21 protein-coding genes and 1 pseudogene are annotated in these 24,924 nt (G+C 73.2%); 13 read left to right on the forward strand and 9 right to left on the reverse strand.

Features of this window, described 5'->3' with window-relative positions:
• Positions 1-216 precede the first annotated feature (216 nt).
• On the forward strand, positions 217-1,296 hold the full coding sequence (mycP, locus tag CIK06_RS27680; protein ID WP_369916262.1) for a type VII secretion-associated serine protease mycosin: 1,080 nt from the start codon (positions 217-219) through the stop codon (positions 1,294-1,296).
• 70 nt (positions 1,297-1,366) lie between these two features.
• Here the strand turns inward: mycP (CIK06_RS27680) and CIK06_RS27685 are convergent, their stop codons facing one another.
• From CIK06_RS27685 to eccB, 3 genes are all read right to left on the reverse strand, one after another.
• The gene (locus tag CIK06_RS27685; protein WP_095567249.1) at positions 1,367-1,654 is read right to left on the reverse strand and encodes a WXG100 family type VII secretion target; all 288 of its coding nucleotides are present in this window, start codon (positions 1,652-1,654) and stop codon (positions 1,367-1,369) included.
• Positions 1,655-1,670: 16 nt separating this feature from the next.
• Positions 1,671-1,994, reverse strand: a complete 324-nt coding sequence (locus CIK06_RS27690) for a WXG100 family type VII secretion target (protein WP_095567250.1) — start codon at positions 1,992-1,994, stop codon at positions 1,671-1,673.
• A 192-nt stretch (positions 1,995-2,186) separates the two neighbouring features.
• The gene (gene eccB / locus CIK06_RS27695; protein WP_095567251.1) at positions 2,187-3,614 is read right to left on the reverse strand and encodes a type VII secretion protein EccB; all 1,428 of its coding nucleotides are present in this window, start codon (positions 3,612-3,614) and stop codon (positions 2,187-2,189) included.
• Between the two features lie 181 nt (positions 3,615-3,795).
• Here eccB and CIK06_RS27700 point away from each other — a divergent pair, with 181 nt between their 5' ends.
• From CIK06_RS27700 to CIK06_RS27710, 3 genes are all read left to right on the forward strand, one after another.
• The gene (locus CIK06_RS27700; RefSeq protein WP_095567252.1) at positions 3,796-4,533 is read left to right on the forward strand and encodes an SUKH-3 domain-containing protein; all 738 of its coding nucleotides are present in this window, start codon (positions 3,796-3,798) and stop codon (positions 4,531-4,533) included.
• Between the two features lie 65 nt (positions 4,534-4,598).
• Entirely contained in the window at positions 4,599-5,336 is a 738-nt protein-coding gene (locus tag CIK06_RS27705) for an SUKH-3 domain-containing protein (protein ID WP_095567253.1), read from the forward strand.
• A gap of 65 nt (positions 5,337-5,401) precedes the next feature.
• Positions 5,402-6,142: an SUKH-3 domain-containing protein gene (locus CIK06_RS27710; RefSeq protein ID WP_095567254.1), complete on the forward strand. Its 741-nt coding sequence runs from the start codon at positions 5,402-5,404 to the stop codon at positions 6,140-6,142.
• Between the two features lie 69 nt (positions 6,143-6,211).
• Here CIK06_RS27710 and eccD read toward each other — a convergent pair whose 3' ends face one another.
• Complete coding sequence (eccD, locus tag CIK06_RS27715; RefSeq protein ID WP_095567255.1) at positions 6,212-7,600, reverse strand: type VII secretion integral membrane protein EccD; 1,389 nt, start codon at positions 7,598-7,600, stop codon at positions 6,212-6,214.
• A gap of 133 nt (positions 7,601-7,733) precedes the next feature.
• Here eccD and eccCa point away from each other — a divergent pair, with 133 nt between their 5' ends.
• From eccCa to CIK06_RS27740, 5 genes are all read left to right on the forward strand, one after another.
• The gene (gene eccCa, locus CIK06_RS27720; RefSeq protein ID WP_095567256.1) at positions 7,734-11,687 is read left to right on the forward strand and encodes a type VII secretion protein EccCa; all 3,954 of its coding nucleotides are present in this window, start codon (positions 7,734-7,736) and stop codon (positions 11,685-11,687) included.
• 127 nt (positions 11,688-11,814) lie between these two features.
• Entirely contained in the window at positions 11,815-12,432 is a 618-nt protein-coding gene (locus tag CIK06_RS27725; protein WP_095567257.1) for a hypothetical protein, read from the forward strand.
• Positions 12,433-12,463: 31 nt separating this feature from the next.
• Positions 12,464-14,200: a hypothetical protein gene (locus CIK06_RS30355; RefSeq protein ID WP_095567258.1), complete on the forward strand. Its 1,737-nt coding sequence runs from the start codon at positions 12,464-12,466 to the stop codon at positions 14,198-14,200.
• 148 nt (positions 14,201-14,348) lie between these two features.
• A complete protein-coding gene (gene mycP, locus CIK06_RS27735; protein WP_095567259.1) occupies positions 14,349-15,605 on the forward strand; it encodes a type VII secretion-associated serine protease mycosin in 1,257 nt (418 codons plus the stop codon).
• 14 nt (positions 15,606-15,619) lie between these two features.
• A complete protein-coding gene (locus CIK06_RS27740) occupies positions 15,620-16,591 on the forward strand; it encodes a right-handed parallel beta-helix repeat-containing protein (protein ID WP_095567260.1) in 972 nt (323 codons plus the stop codon).
• A 54-nt stretch (positions 16,592-16,645) separates the two neighbouring features.
• Here the strand turns inward: CIK06_RS27740 and CIK06_RS27745 are convergent, their stop codons facing one another.
• The 4 genes and pseudogenes from CIK06_RS27745 to CIK06_RS32060 all read right to left on the reverse strand — a co-directional run.
• Complete coding sequence (locus tag CIK06_RS27745; RefSeq protein WP_095567261.1) at positions 16,646-17,965, reverse strand: SseB family protein; 1,320 nt, start codon at positions 17,963-17,965, stop codon at positions 16,646-16,648.
• Positions 17,959-18,447, reverse strand: a complete 489-nt coding sequence (locus tag CIK06_RS27750; protein WP_095567262.1) for an SUKH-3 domain-containing protein — start codon at positions 18,445-18,447, stop codon at positions 17,959-17,961. The genes CIK06_RS27745 and CIK06_RS27750 overlap by 7 nt, the downstream gene beginning before the upstream one ends.
• Positions 18,444-18,665 (reverse strand): YwqJ-related putative deaminase, encoded by a 222-nt coding sequence (locus tag CIK06_RS32705; protein WP_369916048.1) that lies wholly within the window; start codon positions 18,663-18,665, stop codon positions 18,444-18,446. Before CIK06_RS32705 ends, CIK06_RS27750 begins: the two co-directional genes overlap by 4 nt.
• Positions 18,641-18,814, reverse strand: a pseudogene (locus CIK06_RS32060) (YwqJ-related putative deaminase); the annotation flags it as partial. The pseudogene CIK06_RS32060 and the gene CIK06_RS32705, both read right to left, overlap by 25 nt.
• A gap of 164 nt (positions 18,815-18,978) precedes the next feature.
• Between CIK06_RS32060 and CIK06_RS27760 the strand changes: the two are divergent.
• From CIK06_RS27760 to CIK06_RS27770, 3 genes are read left to right on the forward strand one after another with little or no spacing between them, the layout of a single operon-like run.
• Entirely contained in the window at positions 18,979-20,658 is a 1,680-nt protein-coding gene (locus CIK06_RS27760; RefSeq protein ID WP_095567263.1) for a right-handed parallel beta-helix repeat-containing protein, read from the forward strand.
• Between the two features lie 29 nt (positions 20,659-20,687).
• A complete protein-coding gene (gene eccE, locus CIK06_RS27765) occupies positions 20,688-22,361 on the forward strand; it encodes a type VII secretion protein EccE (protein WP_157756978.1) in 1,674 nt (557 codons plus the stop codon).
• The gene (locus CIK06_RS27770; RefSeq protein ID WP_157756979.1) at positions 22,358-23,050 is read left to right on the forward strand and encodes a hypothetical protein; all 693 of its coding nucleotides are present in this window, start codon (positions 22,358-22,360) and stop codon (positions 23,048-23,050) included. Before eccE ends, CIK06_RS27770 begins: the two co-directional genes overlap by 4 nt.
• A 369-nt stretch (positions 23,051-23,419) precedes the next feature.
• On the opposite strand, the gene CIK06_RS27775 is transcribed toward CIK06_RS27770, so the two are convergent.
• Positions 23,420-23,821, reverse strand: a complete 402-nt coding sequence (locus tag CIK06_RS27775; protein ID WP_095567265.1) for a YbaB/EbfC family nucleoid-associated protein — start codon at positions 23,819-23,821, stop codon at positions 23,420-23,422.
• A gap of 212 nt (positions 23,822-24,033) precedes the next feature.
• Between CIK06_RS27775 and CIK06_RS27780 the strand changes: the two genes are divergently transcribed.
• The gene (locus tag CIK06_RS27780) at positions 24,034-24,903 is read left to right on the forward strand and encodes a L,D-transpeptidase family protein (protein ID WP_095567266.1); all 870 of its coding nucleotides are present in this window, start codon (positions 24,034-24,036) and stop codon (positions 24,901-24,903) included.
• Positions 24,904-24,924: the final 21 nt, after the last annotated feature.

Raw genomic sequence — 24,924 nt, forward strand, 5'->3', positions numbered from 1 at the left:
GTCACCGCGCTCCGCCCCGCGTCGGCCCTCCAACTCGCCGATGTGGTGCCCGCGCGGGCGCCGGCACCCACCCGGGCCCTGGCGCCCGGTGCCGACGGCTGCGACGAGGACCCCAAGCCGAGTGACATCATCGACAAGACGCCGTGGCAGCAGACCTGGCTGGCGCCGGAACGGGTCTGGCCGTTCAGCACCGGCGCGGGCGTCACCGTCGCGGTCATCGACTCGGGCACCGACGCCCGGCATCCCCAACTCGCCGGCCGGGTGCTGACCGGGTACGACATGCTGCATGACGCGACGGGTGGCGATGTCGACTGCGTGTCCCACGGCACCGCCGTGGCCAGCATCATCGCCGCCCAGCGGCAGGAGGGGATCGGCTTCCAGGGCCTCGCTCCCGGTGTGCGGATCCTGCCCGTCCGGGTCAGCGAGCGCGAGGTCGACCAGGCCAACAACGGCACCGGCGAGTACGTGTCACCGAGCACGTTCGCCAGCGCGATCCGGCGCGCCGTGGACGACGGCGCACAGGTGATCAACCTTTCCCTCACGCTCTCCACGTCCGGCCCCGACCTGGAGGCGGCGGTGAAGTACGCCCGCGCGCACGACGTGGTCCTGGTGGCCGCGGCCGGCAACCAGCACCACGACGACGGACGGCCGGATCCGACGCCCTATCCCGCGGCGTACGACGGGGTGATCGGGGTGGGTGCGATCGAGGAGAGCGGCGCGCGGGTCGGCGAATCCCAGATCGGCCCGTACGTCGATCTGGTCGCGCCGGGTGGCTCGGTCGTGGCCGCGACCAGGCTGTTCGGGCACAACCTGTTCACCGGCACCAGTTTCGCCACCCCGATGGTCAGCGCCGCCGCCGCCCTGATCAGGTCGGCCGAGCCGGAACTCTCCGCCGACGAGGTGGCCGAGCGGATCGTGGCCACCACGGACCCGGCCCGGGGCGATGCCAGCCTCGGCTACGGCAGCGGCGTGCTCGACATCTACCGTGCGGTCACCGAGCGGCTCACCGGTGGAGCGCCGGTGGCGCTGCCGCCGCTACCCGAACTGCGGCAGGACGCGGGGGCGGCGGCCCGCGCGGCACGATGGGCCGCGATCCGTCGGGTGGCGCTGTGGGCGCTGCTCGGCACCGCGGTCGCGGTCGGCTCGGTGGTCGCGGTGGGACTGGTGCTGCCCCGCGGCCGCCGGCGAGGCTGGCGACCGGTCCGGCCGGCGGATCCACCACCGGCGGCCGCGACCGAGACGGACGAGCCGGAGGAGAAGTTCTTCCAGGTGCCGGTCGGCAACCGGCCGCATTGACGCTCCGGCGGCAGAAACGCCGATGGCCCGGCCGGTCGGCCGGGCCATCGGCGTAGCGCCGCAAGGCGGCTCAGCCGCCGAACTTCGCCTTGTTGGCGTGCTCGCGCTGCTGCATCTTCATGGCCGAGTCGCGCAGCGACCGCTCGATCTTGCCGAGCAGATCACGCAGGTCGTTGGCGGCCGTCTCCCACTCGGACTGGCGCATGTGGTAGGCCGCCTGGGCGTCACCGTCCCAACTGGCCAGCATCGGCTGGAGGCCGCGCTTCAGGTCGTCCAGCTCACCGGTGAGGTTCTTGGCGGCGGCCGAGCACTGATCCGCCGCGTGGTTCAGCAGCGGGAAGTTGTACTTGATTTCCATCTTGGGCTACCCCGCCTCAGAGCTTCAGTGCCTGGGTGATCTGGCCGGCCGTCGCGCCCGCGTGGCTCATGTCGGCCTCGATCTCCTGATCGCTGACGTCGTAGTCCTTACCGGCCGAGCCGACCGCCTCGGCGATCGACCGGAGCGCCACGTTGAGCTTGGCCATGTCCTCGTCGAACCGCTGCCGGACCTGCTGGAAGGAGCCCGCGCCGGCGCCCTTCCACTGGTCGTAGAGCGGCGTCAGCTCGTTCATCAGCTTGTTCAGGTTGCTGGTCAGCCGATCAGCGACGCCGTCGACGTCCTGCCCGGTCTTGACCATCAAGCCGGAATCGGTCTGCATCTTCGACACGGCGGAAGTCACCCCCGTCCTCGCTCATTGCCCCACACCCGTATCCGGGGGCGAATCTGCCGCGGCACACGTGTGCCGTCTTTTCGATGAACGGTAGCCGTAGTCGTCCAGCGGGCGCTAGGCCGATACGACCGTTCACAGGGGATTGGCTGTCACAATCTGTACGCGACGGCGCCTGGAACGTCACTCCGGGTCGAGCGCCCGCTTGGCGGCCGTCGGATCCAGCGCAGGTCCGCTGGGCAACCGCACCACCAGGCTCGCCGGCAGCTGCACCGGTTCCACGTCGCCGTAGCCGAGCACCCCGGCGACGGCGGCGTCGCTCAGCGGGTACCGGTAGCCGAGGTCGGTGACCAGGTTGAGGGTGCCGGTGGGCGCCCCGGGCGACGGCTTCGATGAGACCAGCACCCCGTACCCGGGCTCGACGACGACCCGGTCGGCCAGCGGGATGCCGGTCGCGCTCTGTTCGGGCGTACGGACCGGCTCCTTCACCGGCCGCACCTGGGCGTCCAGCAGTACGGTCGGCTCGTTCTGGCCGGGCTCGTACCGGGCGCACACCGCCGGCCGGTCCCCGGTCAGCGGCGCGATCTGCGGTCGCTGCTCCGGTGCCCGGGCCGCGCCCTTGTCGGACTGTGCCGCCTTCGGCGCCGCCGCGGCGGTGTCGGCGTTCAACTGGGTCGCCTTGAGCGTCCGGACGCCGGGGTAGGCCGCCCGGGTGGCCGGGTCCGCAAGCACCACGTCGGCCTGCAACGGCGTGATCGGCAACAGGTTGCTGCGCTGTGCGAGGTAGTACTGCCGGCTGCCGTCCTGGCTCTGCACCACGAAGACCTGGCCGGTGAGCGCGTCGCGCAGCGCGCTGGACGGGGTACCTCGCCCGGACACCGCGATGGTGCCGATCGGTTCGCCGGCCGGCAGCGCGTTCAACCAGGCCGCACCCACCGGATGAGGATGTTCGCTGGCGAGGGTCAGGGCCTCCAGCACCGTCGTCGCGTCGTTGATCAGGTAACGGTGGTCGTGCCAGACGAGGTAGAGCCGGTTGTTCTTCTCGTCCTTGACCAGCAGCGCGGCGGCGTCGGGCGACCGCCCACCGGTGGGCGGTCGCCCGACCGTCAGCACGGTGGTGGCGACCAGTTCGTTCGCCTCGTTGCGGGCCGGCTGGGAACACAGCGTCCACGGTCCACTCAACATCCGACCGGGGTCGGGCAACGAGTCCGGCGCGTACGGGATGCCCAGCCGGCTGCCGCGGGGAACGCCCACCAGCGAGTTGCGGGACACGCTGACCGTGGCCGCCGGCGCCTCCAGGGCGAGCAGCGCGGAGGCGTAGTTCAGCACGGGATGCAGTTCGCCGTCCCGGTAGAGGTAGCGGGTTCCGGTCTCCTTCTCCAGGATGACCGAACCGCCTTCCTTCCACCGGGTCGCACCGCCGGGCCGGATCAGGCCGTAGACGCCGACGGCCGCCAGGAAGATGACCGCCACCATGATCCCGCCCAGGCCCGCACCACCGAGCCGGCGAAACGGCGCGTTGGCCGGGTCGGGGTCGCGCGCCACCAGCGCCGAGGTCATCCGCTGGACGAAGAACTGGTACGACTGGACCTGGTCCCGCCGCGACGCCATGGCTTCCTCCCCTGGTTGCCGGCGGGCGCGGCTACCTGCGCCGGGCCGCCGCACATACGATAGGCGCGGCGGGCGTGCTCCGGGTCGGCAGCCGTGACCGGCGGCGCACCGCGAGATCCGGTTGCCGTGGTCGGACCGGCCGCGGCCGGTCCGACCTGGGCAGATCCGCAGGGAGCAGCAGATGATCAGTCGTGCCGAGGCGCTGGAACGGGCGCGGGCCTGGGCCTCCACCGACCGGTCCGGCCCACCCCCGGAGATCGGCCTGTACGAGTTCGACCTGGGCTACGTGGCCTGGGTGGCGCAGCCGACACCCGACCCGACGACCGGGCCACCCGCGGCCACCGGCGCCCCCCGCATCGTCGTGGACGGTGAGACCGGCGACGTGACGACCTGGCCATCCCTACCCGCGCCGGAGATCGCCACCCGGTACACCGGGCAACAGGCCACGGCCGGCCGGTTCCCACCGGACGTGCGGTACGTACTGGAACAGGCCGGCTGGTTCCCCGGCCGGGACGTCACAGCCGCCGTCGAGCAATGGCGCGAACGGTACGCCGACGACCTCGCCGCAATGGAGTACACCCCCGCCGCCCAGGCCGCGCTCACCGAGTTCGGCGGCCTGGTGCTACCCCAGTTCGGCCTTCGTGGACAGCCTAGGGGTGGTTTTGCCAGCTACTTCTATCCGATCAGCGCTGGCGTCGTGACGATGGGCGCCGAGGGCTTCATGGAGGAGTACGACAACCCGGTCTTCCCCCTCGGCACCAACGACGACGGACCCTCCGAACTGCTCATCGACAGGCAGGAACGGGTCTTCATGTCGCACTGGGTGGACCAGTTCTACATCGCCACCGGCATCGACGCCGCACTGATCCAACTCATCCGCGGCGGACCATGGCCCTCCGCCGACGACCGCACCTGGTAACCACCAGAACCGGACGGCGGAAACCGCGGCCGGTCCGACCTGGGCAGATCCGCAGGGAGCAGCAGATGATCAGTCGTGCCGAGGCGCTGGAACGGGCGCGGGCCTGGGCCTCCACCGACCGGTCCGGCCCACCCCCGGAAATCGGCCTGTACGAGTTCGACCTGGGCTACGTGGCCTGGGTGGCGCAGCCGACACCCGACCCGACGACCGGGCCACCCGCGGCCACCGGCGCCCCCCGCATCGTCGTGGACGGTGAGACCGGCGACGTGACGACCTGGCCATCCCTACCCGCGCCGGAGATCGCCACCCGGTACACCGGGCAACAGGCCACAGCCGGCCGGTTCCCACCGGACGTGCGGTACGTACTGGAACAGGCCGGCTGGTTCCCCGGCCGGGACGTCACAGCCGCCGTCGAGCAATGGCGCGAACGGTACGCCGACGACCTCGCCGCAATGGAGTACACCCCCGCCGCCCAGGCCGCGCTCACCGAGTTCGGCGGCCTGGTGCTACCCCAGTTCGGCCTTCGTGGACAGCCTGGGGGTGGTTTTGCCAGCTACTTCTATCCGATCAGCGCTGGCGTCGTGACGATGGGCGCCGAGGGCTTCATGGAAGAGTACGACAACCCGGTCTTCCCCCTCGGCACCAACGACGACGGACCCTCCGAACTGCTCATCGACAGGCAGGAACGGGTCTTCATGTCGCACTGGGTGGACCAGTTCTACATCGCCACCGGCATCGACGCCGCACTGATCCAACTCATCCGCGGCGGACCATGGCCCTCCGCCGACGACCGCACCTGGTAACCACCAGAACCGGACGGCGGAAACCGCGGCCGGTCCGACCTGGGCAGATCCGCAGGGAGCAGCAGATGATCAGTCGTGCCGAGGCGCTGGAACGAGCGCGGGCCTGGGCCTCCACCGACCGGTCCGGCCCACCCCCGGAGATCGGCCTGTACGAGTTCGACCTGGGCTACGTGGCCTGGGTGGCGCAGCCGACACCCGACCCGACGACCGGGCCACCCGCGGCCACCGGCGCCCCCCGCATCGTCGTGGACGGTGAGACCGGCGACGTGACGACCTGGCCATCCCTACCCGCGCCGGAGATCGCCACCCGGTACACCGGGCAACAGGCCACGGCCGGCCGGTTCCCACCGGACGTGCGGTACGTACTGGAACAGGCCGGCTGGTTCCCCGGCCGGGACGTCACAGCCGCCGTCGAGCAATGGCGCGAACGGTACGCCGACGACCTCGCCGCAATGGAGTACACCCCCGCCGCCCAGGCCGCGCTCACCGAGTTCGGCGGCCTGGTGCTACCCCAGTTCGGCCGCCGCAGCGGCACACTGGGCGGCGGCTTCACCAGTTACATCTACCCGATCAGCGCTGGCGTCGTGACGTTTCGCGCCGAGGGCTTCATGGAGGAGTACGACAACCCGGTCTTCCCCCTCGGCACCAACGACGACGGACCCTCCGAACTGCTCATCGACAGGCAGGAACGGGTCTTCATGTCGCACTGGGTGGACCAGTTCTACATCGCCACCGGCATCGACGCCGCACTGATCCAACTCATCCGCGGCGGACCATGGCCCTCCGCCGACGACCGCACCTGGTGACCGCGAGATCCTGTTGCCACGGCCCGGGAGTCCGGCGGGCGGCCGGGAGTCCGGCGCCGGCCGTGCGACTCAGCCGTTGAGCGCCCGCATGAACGCGTACAGGCCCAGCACGCTGCACGCGACGGGCACGATGGCCAGTTGGAGCAGCACATCCAGCACGTCACCGAGCCGGGCCAGCCGGGGCGACGGGGCGCGCCGGCTGTAGAGCAGCCCCGCCGCGGCCACCAGCGCCGCCGCCACCAGCATGATTGGCAGCAGCGCCACGGCCCGGATCAGCGTCGAGGCACCCGCGGTGCCGACCAGGGGAAGCAGCGCCACCCCGGTCAGTCCGGCCGCCAGCAGCGGCAGCCGGTGTCGCACCGTCGGCACCAGCCGGGCACGCAGCAGGCAGGCCACCGACACGACACCCGCCAGCAGCAGGGCGGACACCGTCCGGGCCAGGGCGAGCAGCACGAGACAGCTCACGGTCACCGCGAACGCGCCGAAGATCATGCCGGTGAGCACCTCGTCGGCCCGCGCGGTGGCCTGGTAGACCTGCTCCCGGCGGGGTTGCGGCTCGTCCCGCAGCAGGTCCTCGGCGGACTGCGGCAGCACCGGCATCGGTATCTTGCCGAGCCGGACGGCAAGCAGCGGCATGGCCGGCAGCAACAGCGTGACGGCGCTGACCACCACCGAGGCCGCCTGCGCCCCGTCCGGGGCGCCGAGCGCGATCAGCCCGCCGAGGACGCCGCCCACCCCGGCGAGGATCGCCGCCACGAACACCCGGGTGGCGTCCCCGACGCCCAGGAAGCCAAGCACGCCGGCCGCGACCAGCAGCGCCGAACCGAGCAGCACGTGCGGTGCGCCGAGCGAGCGCAGCGACTCCCCGCCGGCGATCACCAAGGCACCGCCGACGAAGGCGTACGGCAGCCCGACGGCGGCGAACAGCGCGCCGGCCAGGGAATCCGCCATCGCCCGGGACAGCATGACGCCGGTGGCCACCAGCACCAGGGCGGCGCCCAGGGCCACCGAGCCACCGAGCCAGCCCGGATCCGCGGCGAGCAGGATGGCCACCAGGCCCACCATCAGCAGGATGCCGGCGACGACCAGGCCGGTCACCCGGGTGGCCATCGGGGTCCAGGCCGTTCCGCGACGCCGGGCGCCGTCGGCGACGGCCTCCATCAGATCGTCGTACGTCAGTTCCGGCCACTCGGTGCGGCGCGGCACCAGGTGCAGGGTCTCGCCGTCCCGGATCTCCTGGGCGGCCAGGGTACGGGCGAGGTCCAGGGTGGATCCGTCGGCGCGGCGCAGCGTCCAGCCGCCGTGTGAGGTGCCGTCGGTCGGGTTCTCGTCGGCCTGCCGGAGCACGGCCGGCAGCAGTCCGACCAGCGGAAGGTGCTCGGGGAGGGCCAGGTCGAGCCGCCGGGTGGGTGCGACCACGGCGATCCGCGCGAGTCCGGTACCGGCCTGGGTGACCACTGCTGTTCCTCCACCGGACAGCGAGCGCGAGCCCGCGGCTGTCATGACGGGAAAAGGCTACCTACCATGTGCCGTGTCGTCGGTGCCGGTTCGTACGCTGGCGGCCCCGAACGACCCTGGGGAGGTCTGATCAGTGGGCACGGTGGTGGTGAAGCGCCCGGCCCGGCAGCCGGAGCCGGACTATCCGGCGGGCGAGGTGCTGCTCGATCCGCCACCGGAGGTTCCCCCACCGGCCGGCCGCGCCTGGGGCCAGATGCTGATGATGCTGCCGATGCTGGCCGGTTCGGTGGCCATGGCGCTGATGTTCGCCGGCGCACGCGGCGGTTCCATGGCGTACGTGACCGGCGGCCTGTTCGGTCTCTCCGCCCTCGGCATGCTGGGTTCGCAACTGTCCGGACACGCCGGCGGGGCCAGCAAGCAGGAGATGTTGCAGCGCCGCCGGGAGTACATGGACCACCTGTCCCGCACCCGCAAGCGGGTGCTCAAGACCATCCGGCGGCAGCGGGAGGCGGCCTTCTACCGGCATCCGGACCCGGACGCACTGTGGAGCGTCCCGCTCGGTGCCCGGCTGTGGGAGCGCCGCCGGGGTGACGCGGACTTCGCCACCGTACGGCTCGGGCTCGGCCCGCAGGAGCTTGCCACCCCGCTGGTGCCGCCGACCCCCACCTCGTTGGAGAAGCTGGAGCCGATGTGCGCGCTGGCGCTGCGCCGGTTCCTGGTCACCTACGCCGAGGTGCCCGACCTGCCGGTGACGATGGCGCTCAACGGCTTCTCCCGGGTCCACCTGCAGGGCGACGACGAGGCCGGTCGCGCGATGGTGCGGGCGCTCATCGCCCAGGCCACCGCCTTCCACGCCCCCGACGACCTGCTCGTGGCGGTCTGTGTGGCGCCGGACCGCCGGTCGAAGTGGGACTGGATCAAATGGTTGCCGCACGCGCTGCACCCGAGCAAGGCCGACGCGCTCGGCGCGCTCCGGCTGGTCTCCCCCACGGTCACCGGCCTGGAGGCGATGCTCGACGACGTGCTGGCCAGCCGTCCCCGGTTCAACCCGTCCGGCGGCGATCCGCACCTGGTCGGACCGCATCTGGTGGTGGTGCTCGACGGCGGCGACCCGGCGGGGTCGGACTACCTGATGGCCGAGAGCGGTGTCGAGGGGGTCACCCTGCTCGACCTGTCCCAGCCGCCGCCGCGGGTGCTGGACCGGGCCCGGCTCGTCCTGGAGGTGGCCGCCGACGGCGAGCTGCACAGCCGCACCTTCGACGGCCGGGCGCCGATCGGACGGGCGGACCGCTGCGGCGTCGAGGAGATCGAGGCGCTGGCCATGCAGCTCGCGCCGCTGCGACTGTCCGCGGCGTCGCGGGGGGAGCAGCCGCTCACCGCGGAGTTGGGCCTGTCGGAGCTGTTGAACCTCGGCGACCCGTACGAGTTGGACGTCGACCGGGCCTGGACGCCGCGGCCGAACCGGGACCGGTTGCGGGTGCCGCTCGGGGTGACCCCGGACGGCACGCCGATCGACCTGGACCTGAAGGAGTCGGCCCAGGACGGCATGGGTCCGCACGGGCTGCTCATCGGCGCCACCGGGTCCGGCAAGTCGGAGCTGCTGCGCACGCTGGTGCTGGCGCTCGCGGCGACGCACTCCTCGGAGACGCTGAACTTCGTGCTGATCGACTTCAAGGGCGGCGCGACCTTCACCAGGCTGGACAAGCTGCCGCACACCAGCGCCGTGATCACCAACCTGGCCGACGAGCTTCCGCTGGTCGACCGGATGACCGACGCCATCAACGGCGAGCTGGTACGCCGCCAGGAACTGCTCCGGTCGGCCGGCAACTACGCCTCCCAGCGGGACTACGAGAAGGCCCGGGCGGCCGGTGCGCCACTCGCCGCGCTGCCGAGCCTGCTGATCATCTGTGACGAGTTCTCCGAGCTGCTCACCGCCAAGCCGGACTTCATCGACATGTTCGTGCAGATCGGCCGGGTCGGCCGGTCGCTCGGCGTGCACCTGCTGCTCGCCTCGCAGCGGCTGGAGGAGGGCCGGCTGCGCGGGTTGGACACCCACCTGTCGTACCGGATCGGCCTGCGGACCTTCTCGGCGATGGAGAGCCGGGTGGTGCTCGGCGCCACCGACGCGTACGAGCTGCCCCGCTCGCCCGGGCACGGCTACCTGCGGTACGGGACCGAGCCGCTGGTCCGGTTCCGCGCGGCGTACGTGTCGGGGACGTACCGGAGCAAGACGGCGGAGGCGGTCGCCGCCGGTGACGGCGAGGACCGGGTGCAGGAGTACACCACCCAGTACGTCGCGCCGCGGCTGCCCCGGGCGCCGAAGGAGGAGGCGCCCGAACCCACCGACGCGATCGGGGAGAGCCTGCTGGACATCCTGGTCGGCCGGCTGGCGGGCCGGGGCGAACCGGCCCATCAGGTGTGGTTGCCGCCGCTGTCCGACCCGCCCACCCTGGATCAGATCCTGCCGCCGATGACCGCCGACCCGGCCCGCGGGGTCACCGTGGCGCACGCCGGACTGCACGGCGAGTTGCAGGTCGCCGCGGGCACCGTGGACAAGCCGTTCGAGCAGCGTCGCGACGTGCTCTGGCTGGACCTGGCCGGCGCGGCCGGGCACACGGTGATCGTGGGCGGCCCGCAGAGTGGCAAGAGCACGCTGCTGCGTACCGTCGTCACCTCCCTGGCGCTGACCCACACGCCCCGGGAGGCCCAGGTGTACTGCCTCGACCTGGGCAGCGGCGCGCTGTCCTCGCTGCGGGAGCTGCCGCACGTGGGTTCGATCGCCACCCGGCTGGACGCCGGCCGGGTCCGGCGCACGATCGCCGAGTTGCAGTTGCTGATGAACCAGCGGGAGCGGTACTTCGCGGAGCGGGGCGTGGAGTCGATGGCCGCCTACCGCCGGGGTCGCCGGTTCGGGCAGCACGCCGACGACCCGTTCGGCGACGTCTTCCTGGTGATCGACGGCTGGGCGATCGTCCGGTCCGAGTTCGAGGACCTTGAGCCGGCGATCAACGACATCGCCAACCGGGGGTTGTCCTTCGGCATCCATCTGGTCATCACCGCGGGGCGGTGGATGGACCTGCGACCGGCGGTCCGGGACGTCTTCGGGACCCGGTTGGAGTTGCGGCTGGCCGACGCGAGCGATTCCAACCTGGACCGCCGGGCCGCGATGAACGTGCCGGACAGGGCGCCGGGACGCGGCATCACGCCGGAGGGGATGCAGTTCCTCGCCGCCCTTCCGCGAGCCGACGGTACGCAGGAGCCGGAGAGCCTGCCCGACGGCAGCCGCAAGCTCATCGCCGCGATCGGCGAGGCGTGGCAGGGGCCGGGGGCGCCGCCGATCCGGCTGCTGCCGGCGATCCTGCCGTACGGCAGCCTGCCGGAGACCGGCCGGCCGGGCGTGCCGGTCGGCATCGCGGAGGCCGATCTGCAACCGGTGCTGCTGGACTTCGCCGCGGATCCGCACTTCATCCTGTTCGGCGACGGGGAGTCCGGGAAGAGCACCTTCCTGCGGGCGCTGGCGCAGAGCATCGTGGACCGGAACGACCTGACCCAGGCCCGGCTGGTCATCGTCGACTACCGGCGCAGCCTGCTGGGTGACATCACCACGCCGCACCTGATCGGGTACGGCTCCTCCGCGCAGATCACCGAGGGGATCGTGGCGGAGGTCGCGAACGTGATGCGGGACCGGCTGCCGCCCGCCGACGTCACCCCGGACCAGCTCAAGGCCCGCAACTGGTGGAAGGGTCCCGACCTGTACGTGCTGGTCGACGACTACGACCTGGTGACCGGCGGCAGCGGCAATCCGCTGGCTCCGCTGCTGGAGTTCCTGCCGCAGGCCCGGGACATCGGGCTGCACCTGGTCATCGCGCGCCGCAGCGGCGGCGCCAGCCGGGCGCTGTACGAGCCGATCCTGATGCGGCTGCGGGAGCTGAGCACGCCGGGCCTGGTGATGTCGGGGGATCGGGACGAGGGCGTGCTGCTGGGCAACGTGCGTCCGGGGCCGCTTCCGGCGGGCCGTGGCTGGCTGGTGAGCCGCCGCGAGGGCACCCGGCTGGTGCAGTTGGTGGATCTCGCGTCCACAGCGTGACATCCGTCCCCCACAATATTGTGCAACGGCGATAGCGTTGTCTCTGCTGGACGGATGCCGCGCCCGGGGCAGGGAGGGACCGGGTGCAGGGCGTGCCGGCGGCGGGCGCGGACGAACGGGGAGGCCGATGAGTGGCGACAAGTGGTTGGCGGACGGCAACGTCGAGGTCGACATCCATCAGTTGCAGGATTTCGCAAATCACATCAAGGACGAGCTGGAGAAGAACTTCCGGCCCAGCTTCGAGTCCGGCATCAAGCCGATGCTGACCGTGCAGGCGCCGTTCGGCGCCGGCGGGCTCTCGGAGGCCAAGTTCTTCCGCAGCCGGCACGACGAGAGCCGGTCGTCGGCGGCGCAGATGCTGGCCGAGGTGATCAAGGGCCTCGCTGCGCTGAGCGCCGCCGCCTCCTCGATCTCGGCCGAGTATCTCGGCGGGGACGCCTTCGCCGAGGCCACCAACGAGAAGGTGTTCGGCGCCTTCAACAACCTCGACGGCCACCAGACGCTTGAGGACCTGTACCAGCAGAACGGCGGCGAGAACGACCCGGCGAACGACGTGCCGGCGGAGGTCACCGACCCGGAGACGTACTTCGGCGACAACGGATCCTCCGGGTCGACCGCCGGCGGCGACACCCCGGTGCTCTACCAGGAGCAGACCGTGGGCAGCGGCGACGGCGAGTACACGATCCAGGGCGACGACGAGGACATGCACGACCCGAGCCTCCAGATGCCGACATACGAGCAGTGACGACGGCCTGACGAGCGTTACAGGAGCGGGGATGTCCGAGGAGTACTACGGCTTTCAGCCGGTCAGCCTGCCCGGGTACGCCGGCGCGGCCGACACCTACGTGCCGTACGACCCGAGTGACCCGAACAACGATCTCAATCCGACCGACTGGGGCGCCACGAACATCGAGAAGATGTGGGCGATGATCCAGAAGGAGAGCGACGAGCGCGCGTTCGCGCTCTCCGAGATGTGGCGCCGCACGGCCCGGCTGCTGGAGAGCACCCGGGACAATATCCTGCGGCACGGCGACGCGCTGAACGCGAAGTGGACGTCGCCGGCCGGCGAGATCTTCATGGGCAAGATCGGCGCCACCCTCTACTCGCTGGACGAGTGGAAGAAGATCGCGCACGACAACGCCACCGGGCTGGAGCAGCTGGGCAACAAGATCCAGAAGGCGCAGCAGGACTTCAAGCCGCTCTGGGAGGAGTACGAGGCCGCCCTCAAGAAGAACGACGGCAAGGAGGAGTTCGACTGGTACGACCCGACCGACTGGTTCGGGGACACCAAGGAGAACCCGGACGACATCCGCAAGCGGTTCCACGGCCGCGCCGTCGACATCATGAAGCCGCTGGCCGACACGTACGTGGACGTCTACCTCCAGCAGGTCTCCAAGGGCAGCAAGTTCAAGGGCCCGACGAACGCCCCCATCGTCGACCCGAACGACGTGCCGCATCCGGGCGCGCCGACGCCGCCGGGCGGGCGGCCGCCGGGCAGCCCGAGCGGCACCGCCGGCGCGCCGCCGGCCCGGCCCGACGTGCCCACCCGGCCGGGTGCCGCGGCAACGGTGCCGCACGACCCGCCGCCCACCGACCCGGGCCTGGACCTGGCCGGTGGGGTGGCGGCGCCGCCGGCCCCGCCCCCGGCCGCGCCCAGCGTCCCGACGCCGCCACCCGCGCCGGCCGCCCCCGGGGCACCGCCGGCGCCGCTGCCGCCCGGCCTCGGCGGCCCGAACGCCAACGCGGCCGGCCGCCCGACCCTGCCCGGCGGCCGGGGCGCGGCGCCGGGCCGGCCGAACCTGCCCACCGGGGAGGGGCCGGGCGGCCGGGGGCCGGGCCGGCCCACCCTGCCCGGCAGCACGGCGCGCAACGGCGGCGGCCGGCCCGGACGGCCGGGCGCCGCCGCGGAACCGCCGCCCGGGGGCCGGGGCCGCACGCCGGGCCGGCCGACGCTGCCGGGCAGCAAGGGCGGACCGGGTACGCCGCGCAGCGGCGCGCCCGGCACCCGGATGCCCGGCCGAGGCGGCGGGCCGGCCAGCCCCAAGCTCTCCGGCAAGACCGGACGACCCGGGCTGCCGGGCGAGGCCACGGAGGGCACCGGCCGCGGCGCCCGGCCCAGCCTCGGCGGCAAGCGCGGGGCGGCGCGTCCCGGGGCGCCGGCCGAGCCGGAGACCACCGGCCGCCCGCCGCGACCCGGGGCGACCGGCGAGGGCACCCCGTCCGGCGCCCGGGGCGGAAAGGCGAACCTGACCGGCCGGGCCGGGCGCGGCCCGGCGCGACCGGCGCCGACCACCGGGCCGGAGCCGGCGCTCGGCGGTCGTCGCGGCGGCACCGGGGGCACCGCCGTGCCCCCCGCCCGGTCGGGACGTCGGGCCAAGGAGCAGCCGGAGAGCTGGGAGTACGGCGACGGCGACGAGGAACTGTGGCTCACCGAGTCCACCGCGGTCGGCGAGCTGGAGGCACCGGTCGAGCACCGGCCGCGGCAGCAGGGCCGGTCACTGGGGCAGGGCTGAGCGCGACGGGCCGGTCACCGTGCGGGGTCGCAGGGTGACCCGGCCCGTAGCATGAGAACCGGCCGAGGCCCGGCACGCGCCGGGCCGAGGCGTCCAGCCGCGACCGGCCATCGGAGCCGGCGCGGCCGTAACGGAAGGTGCACCGAGCATGCGCGTCGCCAGACGCTCGACCGTGACCCTGTCCGCCCTCGCGCTGAGCCTGCTCGGCGCGCTCGTCCTGCCCGCGGCGCCGGCGCACGCCGACGACGTCCGGGACAAGGAGTGGTACCTGGACACGCTCGGGGTGGCCGAGGCGCACCGGATCAGCCAGGGCGAGGGCGTCACCGTGGCCGTGGTGGACACCGGCGTGGACGCCGGCCATCCAGATCTCAAGGGCAACGTGCTGGCCGGTGCCGACCTGTTCAGCGGCACCAGCAAGGGCTGGACGGACCGGATCGGCCACGGCACCGCGATGGCCGGGCTGATCGCCGGGCACGGGCACGGGCCGGGCAACCGGGACGGCATCCTCGGCATCGCGCCCAAGGCCAGGATCCTGCCGGTAGCGGTCAAGTCCCCGAAGAGCCCGCTCATCGCGCCCACCGCCGTGGCCACCGCCATCACCTGGGCGGTGGACAACGGCGCGGACGTCGTGAACGTGTCGCTCTCCTCCTCGTACGACACCGCCCTCAACCAGGCCGTGGAGTACGCCTGGACGCACAACGTGCTGGTCGTGGCGGGCGCGGGAAACAAGGACACCGACCTGGACGGCCTTGTCGGCTACCCGGCGAAGCACCCGGGCGCGCTGGCCGTCACCGCCACCGACCGGGACGGCAAGCACAGCCCGGCGACGATCGTCGGCGAGGACATCAACATCGCCGCGCCGGGCGCCGACATCATCAGCACCGCGCCGGGCGGGCTCTACCGGACCGGCACCGGAAGCAGCGACGCCACCGCGATCATGTCCGGGGTGGCCGCGCTGGTGAAGGCCAGGTACCCGAAGATCTCGGTGCACGACCTGTACGGCCGGTTGATCGAGACCGCCAAGGACGCCGGCCCCAAGGGCCACGACGAGGCGTTCGGCTGGGGCATCGTCGACCTTGAGCAGGCGCTCGTCGGCCAGCCCGACGGCCGGGCCAGCAAGCCCAGCCCGTCGGCCGAGGCGGACCCGGTGTACGAGTGGGACCGGCCGCGGCCGGACCGCGGCATCGACTGGCCCGGCCTGGCCCGGGGCATCGCACTACTGCTGGTGGTGCTGGCCCTCATCGCGCTCGGGGTGCGGGCGATCATCCGACGCCGCCGCCGGAAGCGGGGAACCCCGCCGGCCGGACCGGATCCCGGCGCCGACGGTGGGCCACCGGCCCAGCCCGTCGGCGGGCCACCGGCGCCCCCGGGCGACGAGACGCTCTGGCGCCCGCCAACGGACTAGGGGTGTCGGCAGCCGTGAGTCAGACCCTGATCGTCGCGCCGGAGCAGTCCGACGCGTACCCGACGATCGGCGCCGCGCTGTCGGCGGCGGCCGACGGTGCGACGGTGTCGGTCGCGCCCGGCACGTACTACGAGGCGCTGTACGTCAACGACAGCAACCTGACGATCGTGGCCGCGCAGGGCGCCGGAACGGTGATCGTGGACGCCTCCGCGTCGACCAGCCATCCGGCGGCGTCCTGCCGCAACGGGCGCCTCGAACTGCGGGATCTCGTGCTGCGCTGCGGCGGCGCCCCGGCGGTCAGTGTCGGCCGGTCCCGGCTCACCGTCACCGGCTGCGAGCTGACCAGCGACGGCGGGCCGGCCGTCGACGTCCGCGACGGCTCGGAACTGACGCTGCGCGGGTGCCGGATCCGCGCCGCCGACGGCCCCGCCGTGGCCGTGGGGGACGGCTGCCGCGGCAGCGTCACCGACTGTCGGGTCGAGGCGTCCGTCGACCCGGCCGTCGCGGTGGCGCCCGGCGGCCACCTGTCGACACGGCCGCTGCGCGACGGCTCCGGAACGCCCGCGGGAACCCGGCGGCCCCCGGCGGTGATCGCCGCCGTACTGCTGATGGTGCCCGCGGCCCTGACCTGGCTGGTGGCCGGCATCGGCTTCACGGTCGCCACCTACCGCGCCGAGGGCGATCCGAAGTGGCTGCTGTGGATCGTCGCGCTGGCCATCCTCGCGCTCTGCCTGCTCATCACGTTCGTCACGGTGATCGGCATCTGGCTCGCCTGGACCGGCGATTCGCAGATCCTGCGCGGCCCGGCCGGGATCACCGTGGCCCTGTTCCTGATCACCCTGATCATGCTGCTGGTCCGCGGCCGGCTGCACTTCGAGCGGACCATGCTCACCCCGCTGGTGGTCGGCGCGCTCGCCACGGTCGCCATCGCGCTGCTGCGCAGCGGCCCGGCGAAGGCCTGGTTCAGGGCCCACTCCGGCACCTGAGGGCGTCGGTCCCGCCCGCGGGGCGACCGGCGTCCCTGCCACCGGCCGGGGCCGTCAGGAGTCCGACCCGCGGTCCGCGGCCGGCCCGTCCGTGGCCGGCCCGCGGTCCGTGGCCGGCCCGTCCGCGGGCGTCGGCTGCCAGCTCCGGGCCGCGGCGTCGTAGCGGGCCAGCGGCTCGTCCCGACCGTCCCGGTGCAGCACGTGCAGCCCGCACCCGTCCGGTACGACGATCGCCTCCATCCGCGGGTCACCCCGGACCCAGTCGGCAGGGGTCGTCTCGTCCGGCGACCAGCGCAACACCGCCACCCACTCATCGGACTCCTGGAACGGCGAGCCCTCGCCGAGCAGGCCGAGCCGGCGGTAGAGCCGCGCCGGCGTGTCCCGGCCCGGCCCGGACCACGCGTGCACCAGGCCGGCCACCCGGTCGTAGCCCTGTTCCAGGTAGGACGGGACGTACCGGTGTGGCACGGCGATCTGGAGCCGTACCGGCAGGTCGGGATCCGGATCCTCCTCCGGCTCGTCGACCGCACCCGCCCAGTCCGGCCGTACCGGCGGCTCCGCCTCGGCCTCCCGCCGCCTCTCCTGGTCGACGGCCTCCACCAGGGTCGTCCGGACCTCGCCGAGCCAGTCGCGCAGGGCCAGCACGGAGGTCCCCGGCAGCGCGGCCGTGACCGGGGTACCCGGATTGACCACCAGTTGGCACTGCGGGTCCGGCCAGTTGTCGGCCAGTTGGAGGCTGTTCACCTGGACCAGTTCGTGCTCGCCGAGCACCTGCCGCAGCCGGGCCTCGGAGGTGAAGACCGGCACCGTCGGCGCGCCGGCCTCGTCGGGCAGTCGCCACCAGGGGAACTCCGGGTCGGTGAGGTCCCGTGATCCGGATCCGTCCGGCGCCAGGGGCACCACCAGCGGCGCCCGGAGCAGCGCCACGGTCAACGCGTCCCCGTCCCGGGCGAGCACCGCGTCCCGCAGTGCCGCCTCGGTCGCCAGCTCCGCGGTCAGCCCGGGGGCGTCCCGCACCTCCTGCACGCCGAGCCGGAGCTGGATCGGCAGACCCGGGTCGACGGCCAGCAGCCAGTCGTCGTCCGGCCAGCCGACCACCAGACCGGTGAGGCTGTCGGCCCGGTAGCTGACCGACCGGCCAGGCAGGCAGGCGGCGATCGCCTCGGGAGAGGTGAACGCGAGCACGTGGGTGACGCCCTCCAGGATGGCCGTCGGCCAGGCCGGCGCCGCCCGCCCGGCGGCCGCCTCCGGCGACACGGGCAGCAGCAGCGGACCGGTGGCCAGGGCGGCCAGCAGGGCCTCCCGGTCGGCCGCCCCGACGGCCGCGAGCATGGCGCGCTCCGGTTCGGTCGCCGGCCGCCACTCGGTCACCACGTGCCGTCCTCGGCGATCCGCGCGAGTTCGTGGCCGGACAACAGCGCGGTGAGCGCCGCCGCCACCGACTCCCCGGCGAACCACTCGGCAGTGTGGTCGAGCAGGAACACCCGCCCGGAGCCGCCCACCGCGAGGATGCCGACGTTGTCGCCCTCCACACCGAGCGGGCTCAGCGGGCCGCCGAGCACCTCGGCCAGGCCGGCCAGGGTACGCACCGCCGGCAGCGCCCGACGCGGATCGAGGTCCACGGCGCTGGGCGCCACCCGCTCGCCGTCGCCGACCGGCGTCACCCGCAGCCCGCCGAACTCCGCATACGCCTCGATCGCCGCCGGCACCACGACGTGCTGCCGACCGTCCGGTGTGGCGTAACCGGCCACGGCCAGACCGAGGTCCCGGGCCAGCGTCTCGTCGCGGCGGCCGGGCCGCCAGCCGGCGGCGCCGAGCGCCTCGGCCACCGCCGCGGGAAAGCGCTCGTCGGTCACGGCAGAACCTCCACTCCGAACCAGTCGAGCAGGGCGGTGCAGGACCGGCAGGGCTGCTGGCCGGTGCCGTGCGCCGGGTCGCCGGGTTCGCGTACCCGGACCAGCCGTAGCCGCGCCCCCAGAGCACCTCCCTGGCCCGGACCGGGCTGAGCGGAGCGCCGCCGTCGCGCTCCGCCGCGTACAGGCGGTCGGAGAGCAGTACGGGCTCGGCGCACCATCCGGCGTACCGTTCCCGCTGCCCGGTCGGCAGTTCGTTGAGGAAGCGTCGGATCAGCGGATGCAGTTCGGGGGCGAGGTCGCCGCGAACCGAGGTGTGGGTGTGCACGGTGTCGCCGATCAGCAGCGCGCCCGCGACCAGGGGGAGCATCCGGGCCGGCGCGGCCTGTCCTGCCTGCACGGCACCTCCTGGCGGAGCCCTCGGCGACTGTCGTGTCCGCAGCCTAGCCGGCCGGTCGGGGGTGCCCCGGGTTGGTCGCGCTGCGATATCGTCGGCCCATCCCTCACCGTCCGTCGCGCCCTGAAGCCGGAGCCATGTCTCGTACCCTCCTCGTCTCCCCGGACCAACCCGGCGCCTATCCCTCGATCGGCGACGCGCTGGCCGCGGCGACGGACGGCACGGTGGTCTCGATCGGTCCGGGCACCTACTACGAGGCGCTGTTCGTCAACGACCGCGAGGTGACGATCGTCGCGGCGCAGGGCGCCGGCACCGTTGTCCTGGACGCGTCGGCCGGGGCGTACCCGACGGTGTCCTGCAACAACGGCGCGCTGGAGCTGCGCGACCTCGTGCTGCGTTCCGGCGATGCACCGGTGGTGACGGTGAACGGGAGCCGGCTCACGATGACCGGGTGCGAGCTGAGCGCCGGGTTCGGCACCGCCGTCGACGTGGGTGGTCGGTCCCAGTTCACGCTGGCCCGCTGCCGGGTCACCGCGGCCCGGTACGGCCTGGTGGTGGAGGACGCCGACGGGACGGTGGAGGGCTGCGAGTTCGCCGACATCACCGAGGACGGCATCATCGTCCGGATCGGTGCGGAGCCGGTCATCCGGACCAGCACCGTGACCCGGTGCGGCAATCGCGGGATCTACGTCTACCAGTACGGCCGGCCCGTCATCGAGACCTGCGAGATCGCGCAGATCGGCGGGACCGGGATCGCCGCGGTGCACCAGAGCGCGCCGGTCATCCGGCACTGCCGCATCCGCGACACCCGCGGACCGGCCGTTTCGTTCGCCCGCGGCTGCCACGGCACGGTGCAGGAGTGCAGCTACGAGAACACCGGGATGCCGCCTGTCGAGATCGCGCCGGGTGCCGAGCCGACCATCGTGGAGGGCGACGCCGGCCGGCGGGCGTTGTTCGGCGCCGAGGCGGCGAAGGCGGCGCCGGCACAGGATCCCGCCCGGGTCGAGAAGCTGCTGTCCGATCTGGACGGCATGGTGGGCCTGGAGTCCGTCAAGGACGAGGTACGGGCGCTGATCGACGAGATCCAGGTCAACGAGTGGCGTCGCGGCGCCGGCCTGCCGGTCAGCGCCGTCAGCCACCACCTGATCTTCGCGGGTGCCCCGGGTACCGGCAAGACGACGGTGGCCCGGATCTACGGCGAGCTGCTGGCGGCGCTCGGGGCGCTCCCGGGCGGCGCGTTCCGCGAGGTGTCCCGGCGGGACCTGGTCGGGCAGTACCTGGGACACACGGCCGAGAAGACCGCCGAGGCGTTCGACCGGGCCCGTGGCGGCGTGCTGTTCATCGACGAGGCGTACACCCTCTCCCGGTCGATGGGCACCGGTGGCGACTTCGGGCAGGAGGCCATCGACACCCTGGTCAAGCTGATGGAGGATCACCGCGACGAGGTGGCGGTGATCGCCGCCGGCTACACCGCCGAGATGCTCCAGTTCCTGGACGCGAACCCGGGCCTGGCGTCGAGGTTCGCCAAGACCATCGAGTTTGGCAACTATTCACCCGAACAGCTGGTGATCATCGTGCAGCGGATGGCCGCGACCGACGAGTACCTGCTCGCCGACGGCGTGGCGGAGGTGCTGGTCGAGCACTTCGCCGGCATCGAGCGGGACCAGAACTTCGGCAACGCCCGCGAGGCGCGGAAGCTTTTCGAGGGCGTACGCAAGGCACAGGCCCAGCGGCTGCGCCAGTCCGGTCAGCGACCCAGCCTCGACGAACTGCGCACCGTGGCCGTCACCGACGTACGCACGGCGACCGGCCGCTGAGCCGGCGGAACCGAACGGGGAGGGCTGCGGTGACGACGCCAGGTTCGACACGGCCGGGCGAACCGGGATGGCAGCAGGATGCCTCCGGGCTGGCCGGGCGGCCTCCGGGCGCGGCCCGCGAGGCGCCCGGTCCGGCGGCGGGTCCGGCCGCACCGACGCTGGGCGGCGCCGACGGGCGTACCGCGCCCGGTTGGGACGGCCTGGGCCAGGGCCAGGGCGTTCCGGCGCAGCGCGGACCGGCGTCCCCCGCGTACCCGGGCCAGGCCGGCCCGGCGGGTCGGAGCGGGCCGGCGGCGCCGGCCACCACGGCGGGTCGATCCGGCACGGCCGGCCGGGTCGGAGTGGCTGCCCAGCCCGGAGCGGTCGGTCGGGCCGGGGCAGCGGCCCAGGCCGGTGCCGCCAACCGGGCGGCGACGGCACCCCGGGCGTCCGCGACGGCGACCGTGACGGTTGCGGCGGCCACCGGAACCGCCCAGCCCGGCCCGGCCGGCCCGGCCGGCACAGCGGCCGCGGCCACCGCGAGCGGCGCTTCGGTACGCCCGCACCGGTTCCGGGCCGCGGTCGGAGCGGTCCACGTGGGCCAGTTGGTCGCGTGGCAGGTGGCCCTCGCCGCCATCCTGGCCGCCAGCCGGCACGGGCCGATGCTCACGATGTCGGTGACCGGGGTGGCCGTGGTGCTGCTCGCGCCCACCGTCATCCGCCGGCGTGGGCGGTGGCTGCACCAGTGGCTGTCGGTCTGGCTCCGCTACCGGTTCCGCCGTCACCTGCTGCCGGCCACCGGCGGCAGCCAGTCGCTGAACCTGCTCACCTTCGTCGAGGAGTCCGCCGAGGTCGAAGCGCTGGACCTGGACGACCAACCGGTCGCGGTGATCACCCATCGCGGCGGGCTGAGCGTGGTGTTCGAGGTGGACCCGGCGGACGGGGCGCTGGTCGGTGGCCCGCCCCGGGCGCTGCCCTCGCCGGCCGCGCTGCTGCCGGCGCGGGACTCCGAGGCGCCGCCGATCGCGGCGCAGATGCTCGTCCAGATCGCGCCGGCGCCGCGGGCGCTGAACGGGCCGGGGGTCGACCGGTCGTACCGGGAACTGGTCAACGGCGACGTTCCGGCGCAGCGTCGGACCTGGCTGGTGCTGCAGGCGGTACGTACCGCGGACTTCTACCTGGACCGGGACCTGCGCCCGGCGCTCATCTCGGCGATCCGCCGGTCCCGCCGGCAACTGCGGCAGTCCCGCATCGGCGCCCGGCTGCTGAGCCGGGACGAACTGCTGGCCGCGGTCGCGTACCTGGCGCGGCTCCCCGCCCAGGCCGAGACCCAGGGCGTGTACGGCACGGCGAGCGAGCGGATGATCGGCCGGGAGACCTGGCGGGGCTGGGCGAACGGCGACTTCCCGCAGAGCTGCTACCGGATGGTGCGCTGGCCCCGCATGCCCTGGCAGGTCGACCCGGTGTTGTGCCAACTGCCCGGGGTCAGCAGCGTGGTCTCCATCGCCGCCACCCGGGACGACGGGGTGCGCAACCGGACCGGCGCCGACGTGGCGGTCGAGGTGGGCATCAGGTTGATCGCCGGCAACCCGACGGTGCTGGCGGCCGGGGACCGGGCGCTGACGGCCGCGGTTCGCACCGGCGGCGGCCGGATCGAGCGGATGGACGGTGAGCAGGTGTACGGCCTGGCCGCGACGCTGCCGTTCGGAGGGTTTCTCCGGTGACCGGTCCAAGCTTCCCCGGCAGCCGGATGGGGCTGCACCTGGCCGACCCCGGCACCCTCGGCGGGCTGGACCTGTTGGGTGGCGGCAGCGGGCTGGTGCTGGGACACAACCGGGACGAGCTACCGGTGGCGGTACGCCTGTTCCGCCCGGAGCCGACCCGGATGCTGCTGGTCGGCGGCGTGCGCTGCGCCCAACTCCTGGCGTTCCGGGTGATGGCCCTGGGCGCCCGGCTGTTCATTCAGACGGCACGCGAGCAGGACTGGGATGCCTTCCTACGCCGCTGCGCGGTCGGCCGCGACTCGGCGGCCTTCCTCCCGGTGGGCGCGCAGCCGCCGGTCCAGGCCTCGGCCGTCGACCCGCAGTTCGTCCTGGTCGACATCGGGCCCACGGCCGGACCCGAGCCGGTCGAGCCGGCGGCGTGGCGGGCGACCCTGGTGGTCCGGGACGATCTGGCCAACTGGGATGTGGACGCGATCGTGCGCAGCGACGTGGTGCTGCTGCAACGGCTGACCCAGCCGGAGGCGTCGATCGCCGGCACGGCGCTGGGACTGACCGAGGCCCGCAGCTGGCTGCCCCGGATCCATCCGGAGATGGTGGGCGTGATCAGCAAGGGGCGGCTGCAGTGGGTCATGCTGGGGTTGACCCCCACCGAGCAGAGCCTGCTGGGTTCCGCTGCTCGCGCCGACTGACCGGCGCACGCTCGGGGACCGGTCGCCGCTCGTTCCCGGTCTTCCATGTGCCGGCGTGCCGGCGTGCCGACGTGCCGGCGTGCCGACGTGCCGGCATTTCCGGCCGTCACCCACGGTGACCTCGCTGGCTGCGACAAGATCTTTGCCCGCTATACCCGAGAGTCATCTTTATGACTCTCGGGTATAGCCGCGAAAGACGCGTTCGATCCCGTCCGTTGTCACGGATGGTCGGGCCGGAGGTGGAATGTCAGGAGACGACGTCGTAGCTGGGGATCTCGGGTAGCCTGCTTCGCCGCGGCCACGGCCGAGGCGACCGCGGCCACGTGGGCCGCATGGGTGTGCAGGTCGGTTGTGGTGACCGCGACGTGGTCAGCGGTCATGTCCAAGCTCTGTGGACGGTAGCGACGCGCGTCGGGCGTACGAGTCGATCATCGCCTGACCCGCGGCGCTGTCGGCGCCCAGCGTTTCGGCCGTCGCCGCGCTGATCCGTTCGGCGAGCCGGTCCGATGCCGTGCGGGCCACCTGGAGGATCTGCTCGGCGATCTCCGCCGCCGGCTGTCGCCGGAGGGAGTCGGACAGCCGCAGTCCGGAGAGCGCGCCCGAGGAGGAGAGGGTCACCTCCACCAGGTCGTCGGCGCCGCGTACGGTGACCGTCATCGCGCGTACCCGCTCGCCCAGTTCGCGGGCGCGTGCGGCCTGCTGCTCGATCCTGTCCTGCCAGCCGTCGACCCAGCGTGCGGCCGCGTCCAGCTCAGCCTCGTCCCGAAACATGGCACTCCTCCCGGCAGCGGCATCGTATCGACATTTGCCGGATTATCGCTGCCCTCCGTACCAAATTGATCACCGAAAGCTATGTGCCGTGCCTCGCAGCCGCCCGCCGTGGTTGGGCGGTGAGCGAACCGGGTAGCACAGTGAGTTCAACCGGTGAGGAGCACGGTTTGGTTCAACCGGTGACGTTCAATCCGGTGAAAGGGGTGTTGCTCATGTCTCGGCTCGCCGCTCCCGCGGGAGTGCTTGCCGCCCTCGCTCTGCTCGCGGCGGGTTGCGGTACCGCCGCTCCCGACGCCCCGGGCGTTCCCGGCACCGGCACCGCGGCCCCGGCGCCGTCGACCGGTACGCCGTCCGACGGTGCGACCGGTACGCCGTCCGACGGTTCCGGTACGCCGTCGAGCGCACCACCGTCACCGTCGGACCCGACCGGGCCGGGGAGCCCGTCCGCGTCTCCGTCGGGCGCCGCGTCGCCGTCGACCGGTCCGGACCTGCTCCGGGTGGGCGACTCGGGGCCGGAGGTGGCCGCCGTGCAGCGTCGGCTACGGGACCTGGGCTACTGGCTCGGCGACCCGGACGGGGAGTTCGGCCCGCTCACCCAGCAGGCGGTGTACGCGCTGCAGAAGGCGGCCGGATACACCCGGGACGGGGTGGTCGGCCCGAAGACCCGCGCCGCGCTGGACCGGGGCGTACGACCGTCCGCCCGCAGCGACTCGGGGCACGTCGCGGAGATCGACCTCGACCGGCAGTTGCTGCTGATGGTGGACGACGGCGAGGTCAAGCACATCTTCAGCACCTCCACCGGCACGTTCGAGCACTACTACCACGATGGACAGCGCTACCTCGCCGACACGCCCCGGGGGCACTGGAAGGTCTACGGCCAGGTCAACGCCTGGGATCCGGGACCGCTGGGTCGGCTGTACCGGCCGAAGTACTTCAACCACCAGGGGATCGCGGTGCACGGGTTCACCAGCGTCCCGCCGCAGCCGGCCTCGCACGGCTGCGCCCGGGTGACGCTGGCCGCGATGGACTGGATCTGGAGCAACGATCAGCTCCCGATCGGCGCGTCCGTCTGGGTCTACTGAGCCGCCGGGGTCCCGGGCCGG

The sequence above is a fragment of the Plantactinospora sp. KBS50 genome (assembly GCF_002285795.1).
Lineage (GTDB): Bacteria > Actinomycetota > Actinomycetes > Mycobacteriales > Micromonosporaceae > KBS50.

Bases quoted from the DNA above. Each gene is read 5' to 3' on its own strand.
- CIK06_RS27705 (WP_095567253.1), top strand. From the start codon at position 4,599: ATGATCAGTCGTGCCGAGGCGCTGGAACGGGCGCGGGCCTGGGCCTCC.
- CIK06_RS27690 (WP_095567250.1), bottom strand. From the start codon at position 1,994: ATGCAGACCGATTCCGGCTTGATGGTCAAGACCGGGCAGGACGTCGAC.
- CIK06_RS27775 (WP_095567265.1), bottom strand. From the start codon at position 23,821: ATGTTTCGGGACGAGGCTGAGCTGGACGCGGCCGCACGCTGGGTCGAC.
- eccB (WP_095567251.1), bottom strand. From the start codon at position 3,614: ATGGCGTCGCGGCGGGACCAGGTCCAGTCGTACCAGTTCTTCGTCCAG.
- CIK06_RS27760 (WP_095567263.1), top strand. From the start codon at position 18,979: ATGTCTCGTACCCTCCTCGTCTCCCCGGACCAACCCGGCGCCTATCCC.
- mycP (WP_095567259.1), top strand. From the start codon at position 14,349: ATGCGCGTCGCCAGACGCTCGACCGTGACCCTGTCCGCCCTCGCGCTG.
- CIK06_RS27725 (WP_095567257.1), top strand. From the start codon at position 11,815: ATGAGTGGCGACAAGTGGTTGGCGGACGGCAACGTCGAGGTCGACATC.
- CIK06_RS27685 (WP_095567249.1), bottom strand. From the start codon at position 1,654: ATGGAAATCAAGTACAACTTCCCGCTGCTGAACCACGCGGCGGATCAG.
- CIK06_RS27780 (WP_095567266.1), top strand. From the start codon at position 24,034: ATGTCTCGGCTCGCCGCTCCCGCGGGAGTGCTTGCCGCCCTCGCTCTG.
- CIK06_RS27700 (WP_095567252.1), top strand. From the start codon at position 3,796: ATGATCAGTCGTGCCGAGGCGCTGGAACGGGCGCGGGCCTGGGCCTCC.
- CIK06_RS27710 (WP_095567254.1), top strand. From the start codon at position 5,402: ATGATCAGTCGTGCCGAGGCGCTGGAACGAGCGCGGGCCTGGGCCTCC.
- CIK06_RS32705 (WP_369916048.1), bottom strand. From the start codon at position 18,665: ATGGTGCGCCGAGCCCGTACTGCTCTCCGACCGCCTGTACGCGGCGGA.
- CIK06_RS30355 (WP_095567258.1), top strand. From the start codon at position 12,464: ATGTCCGAGGAGTACTACGGCTTTCAGCCGGTCAGCCTGCCCGGGTAC.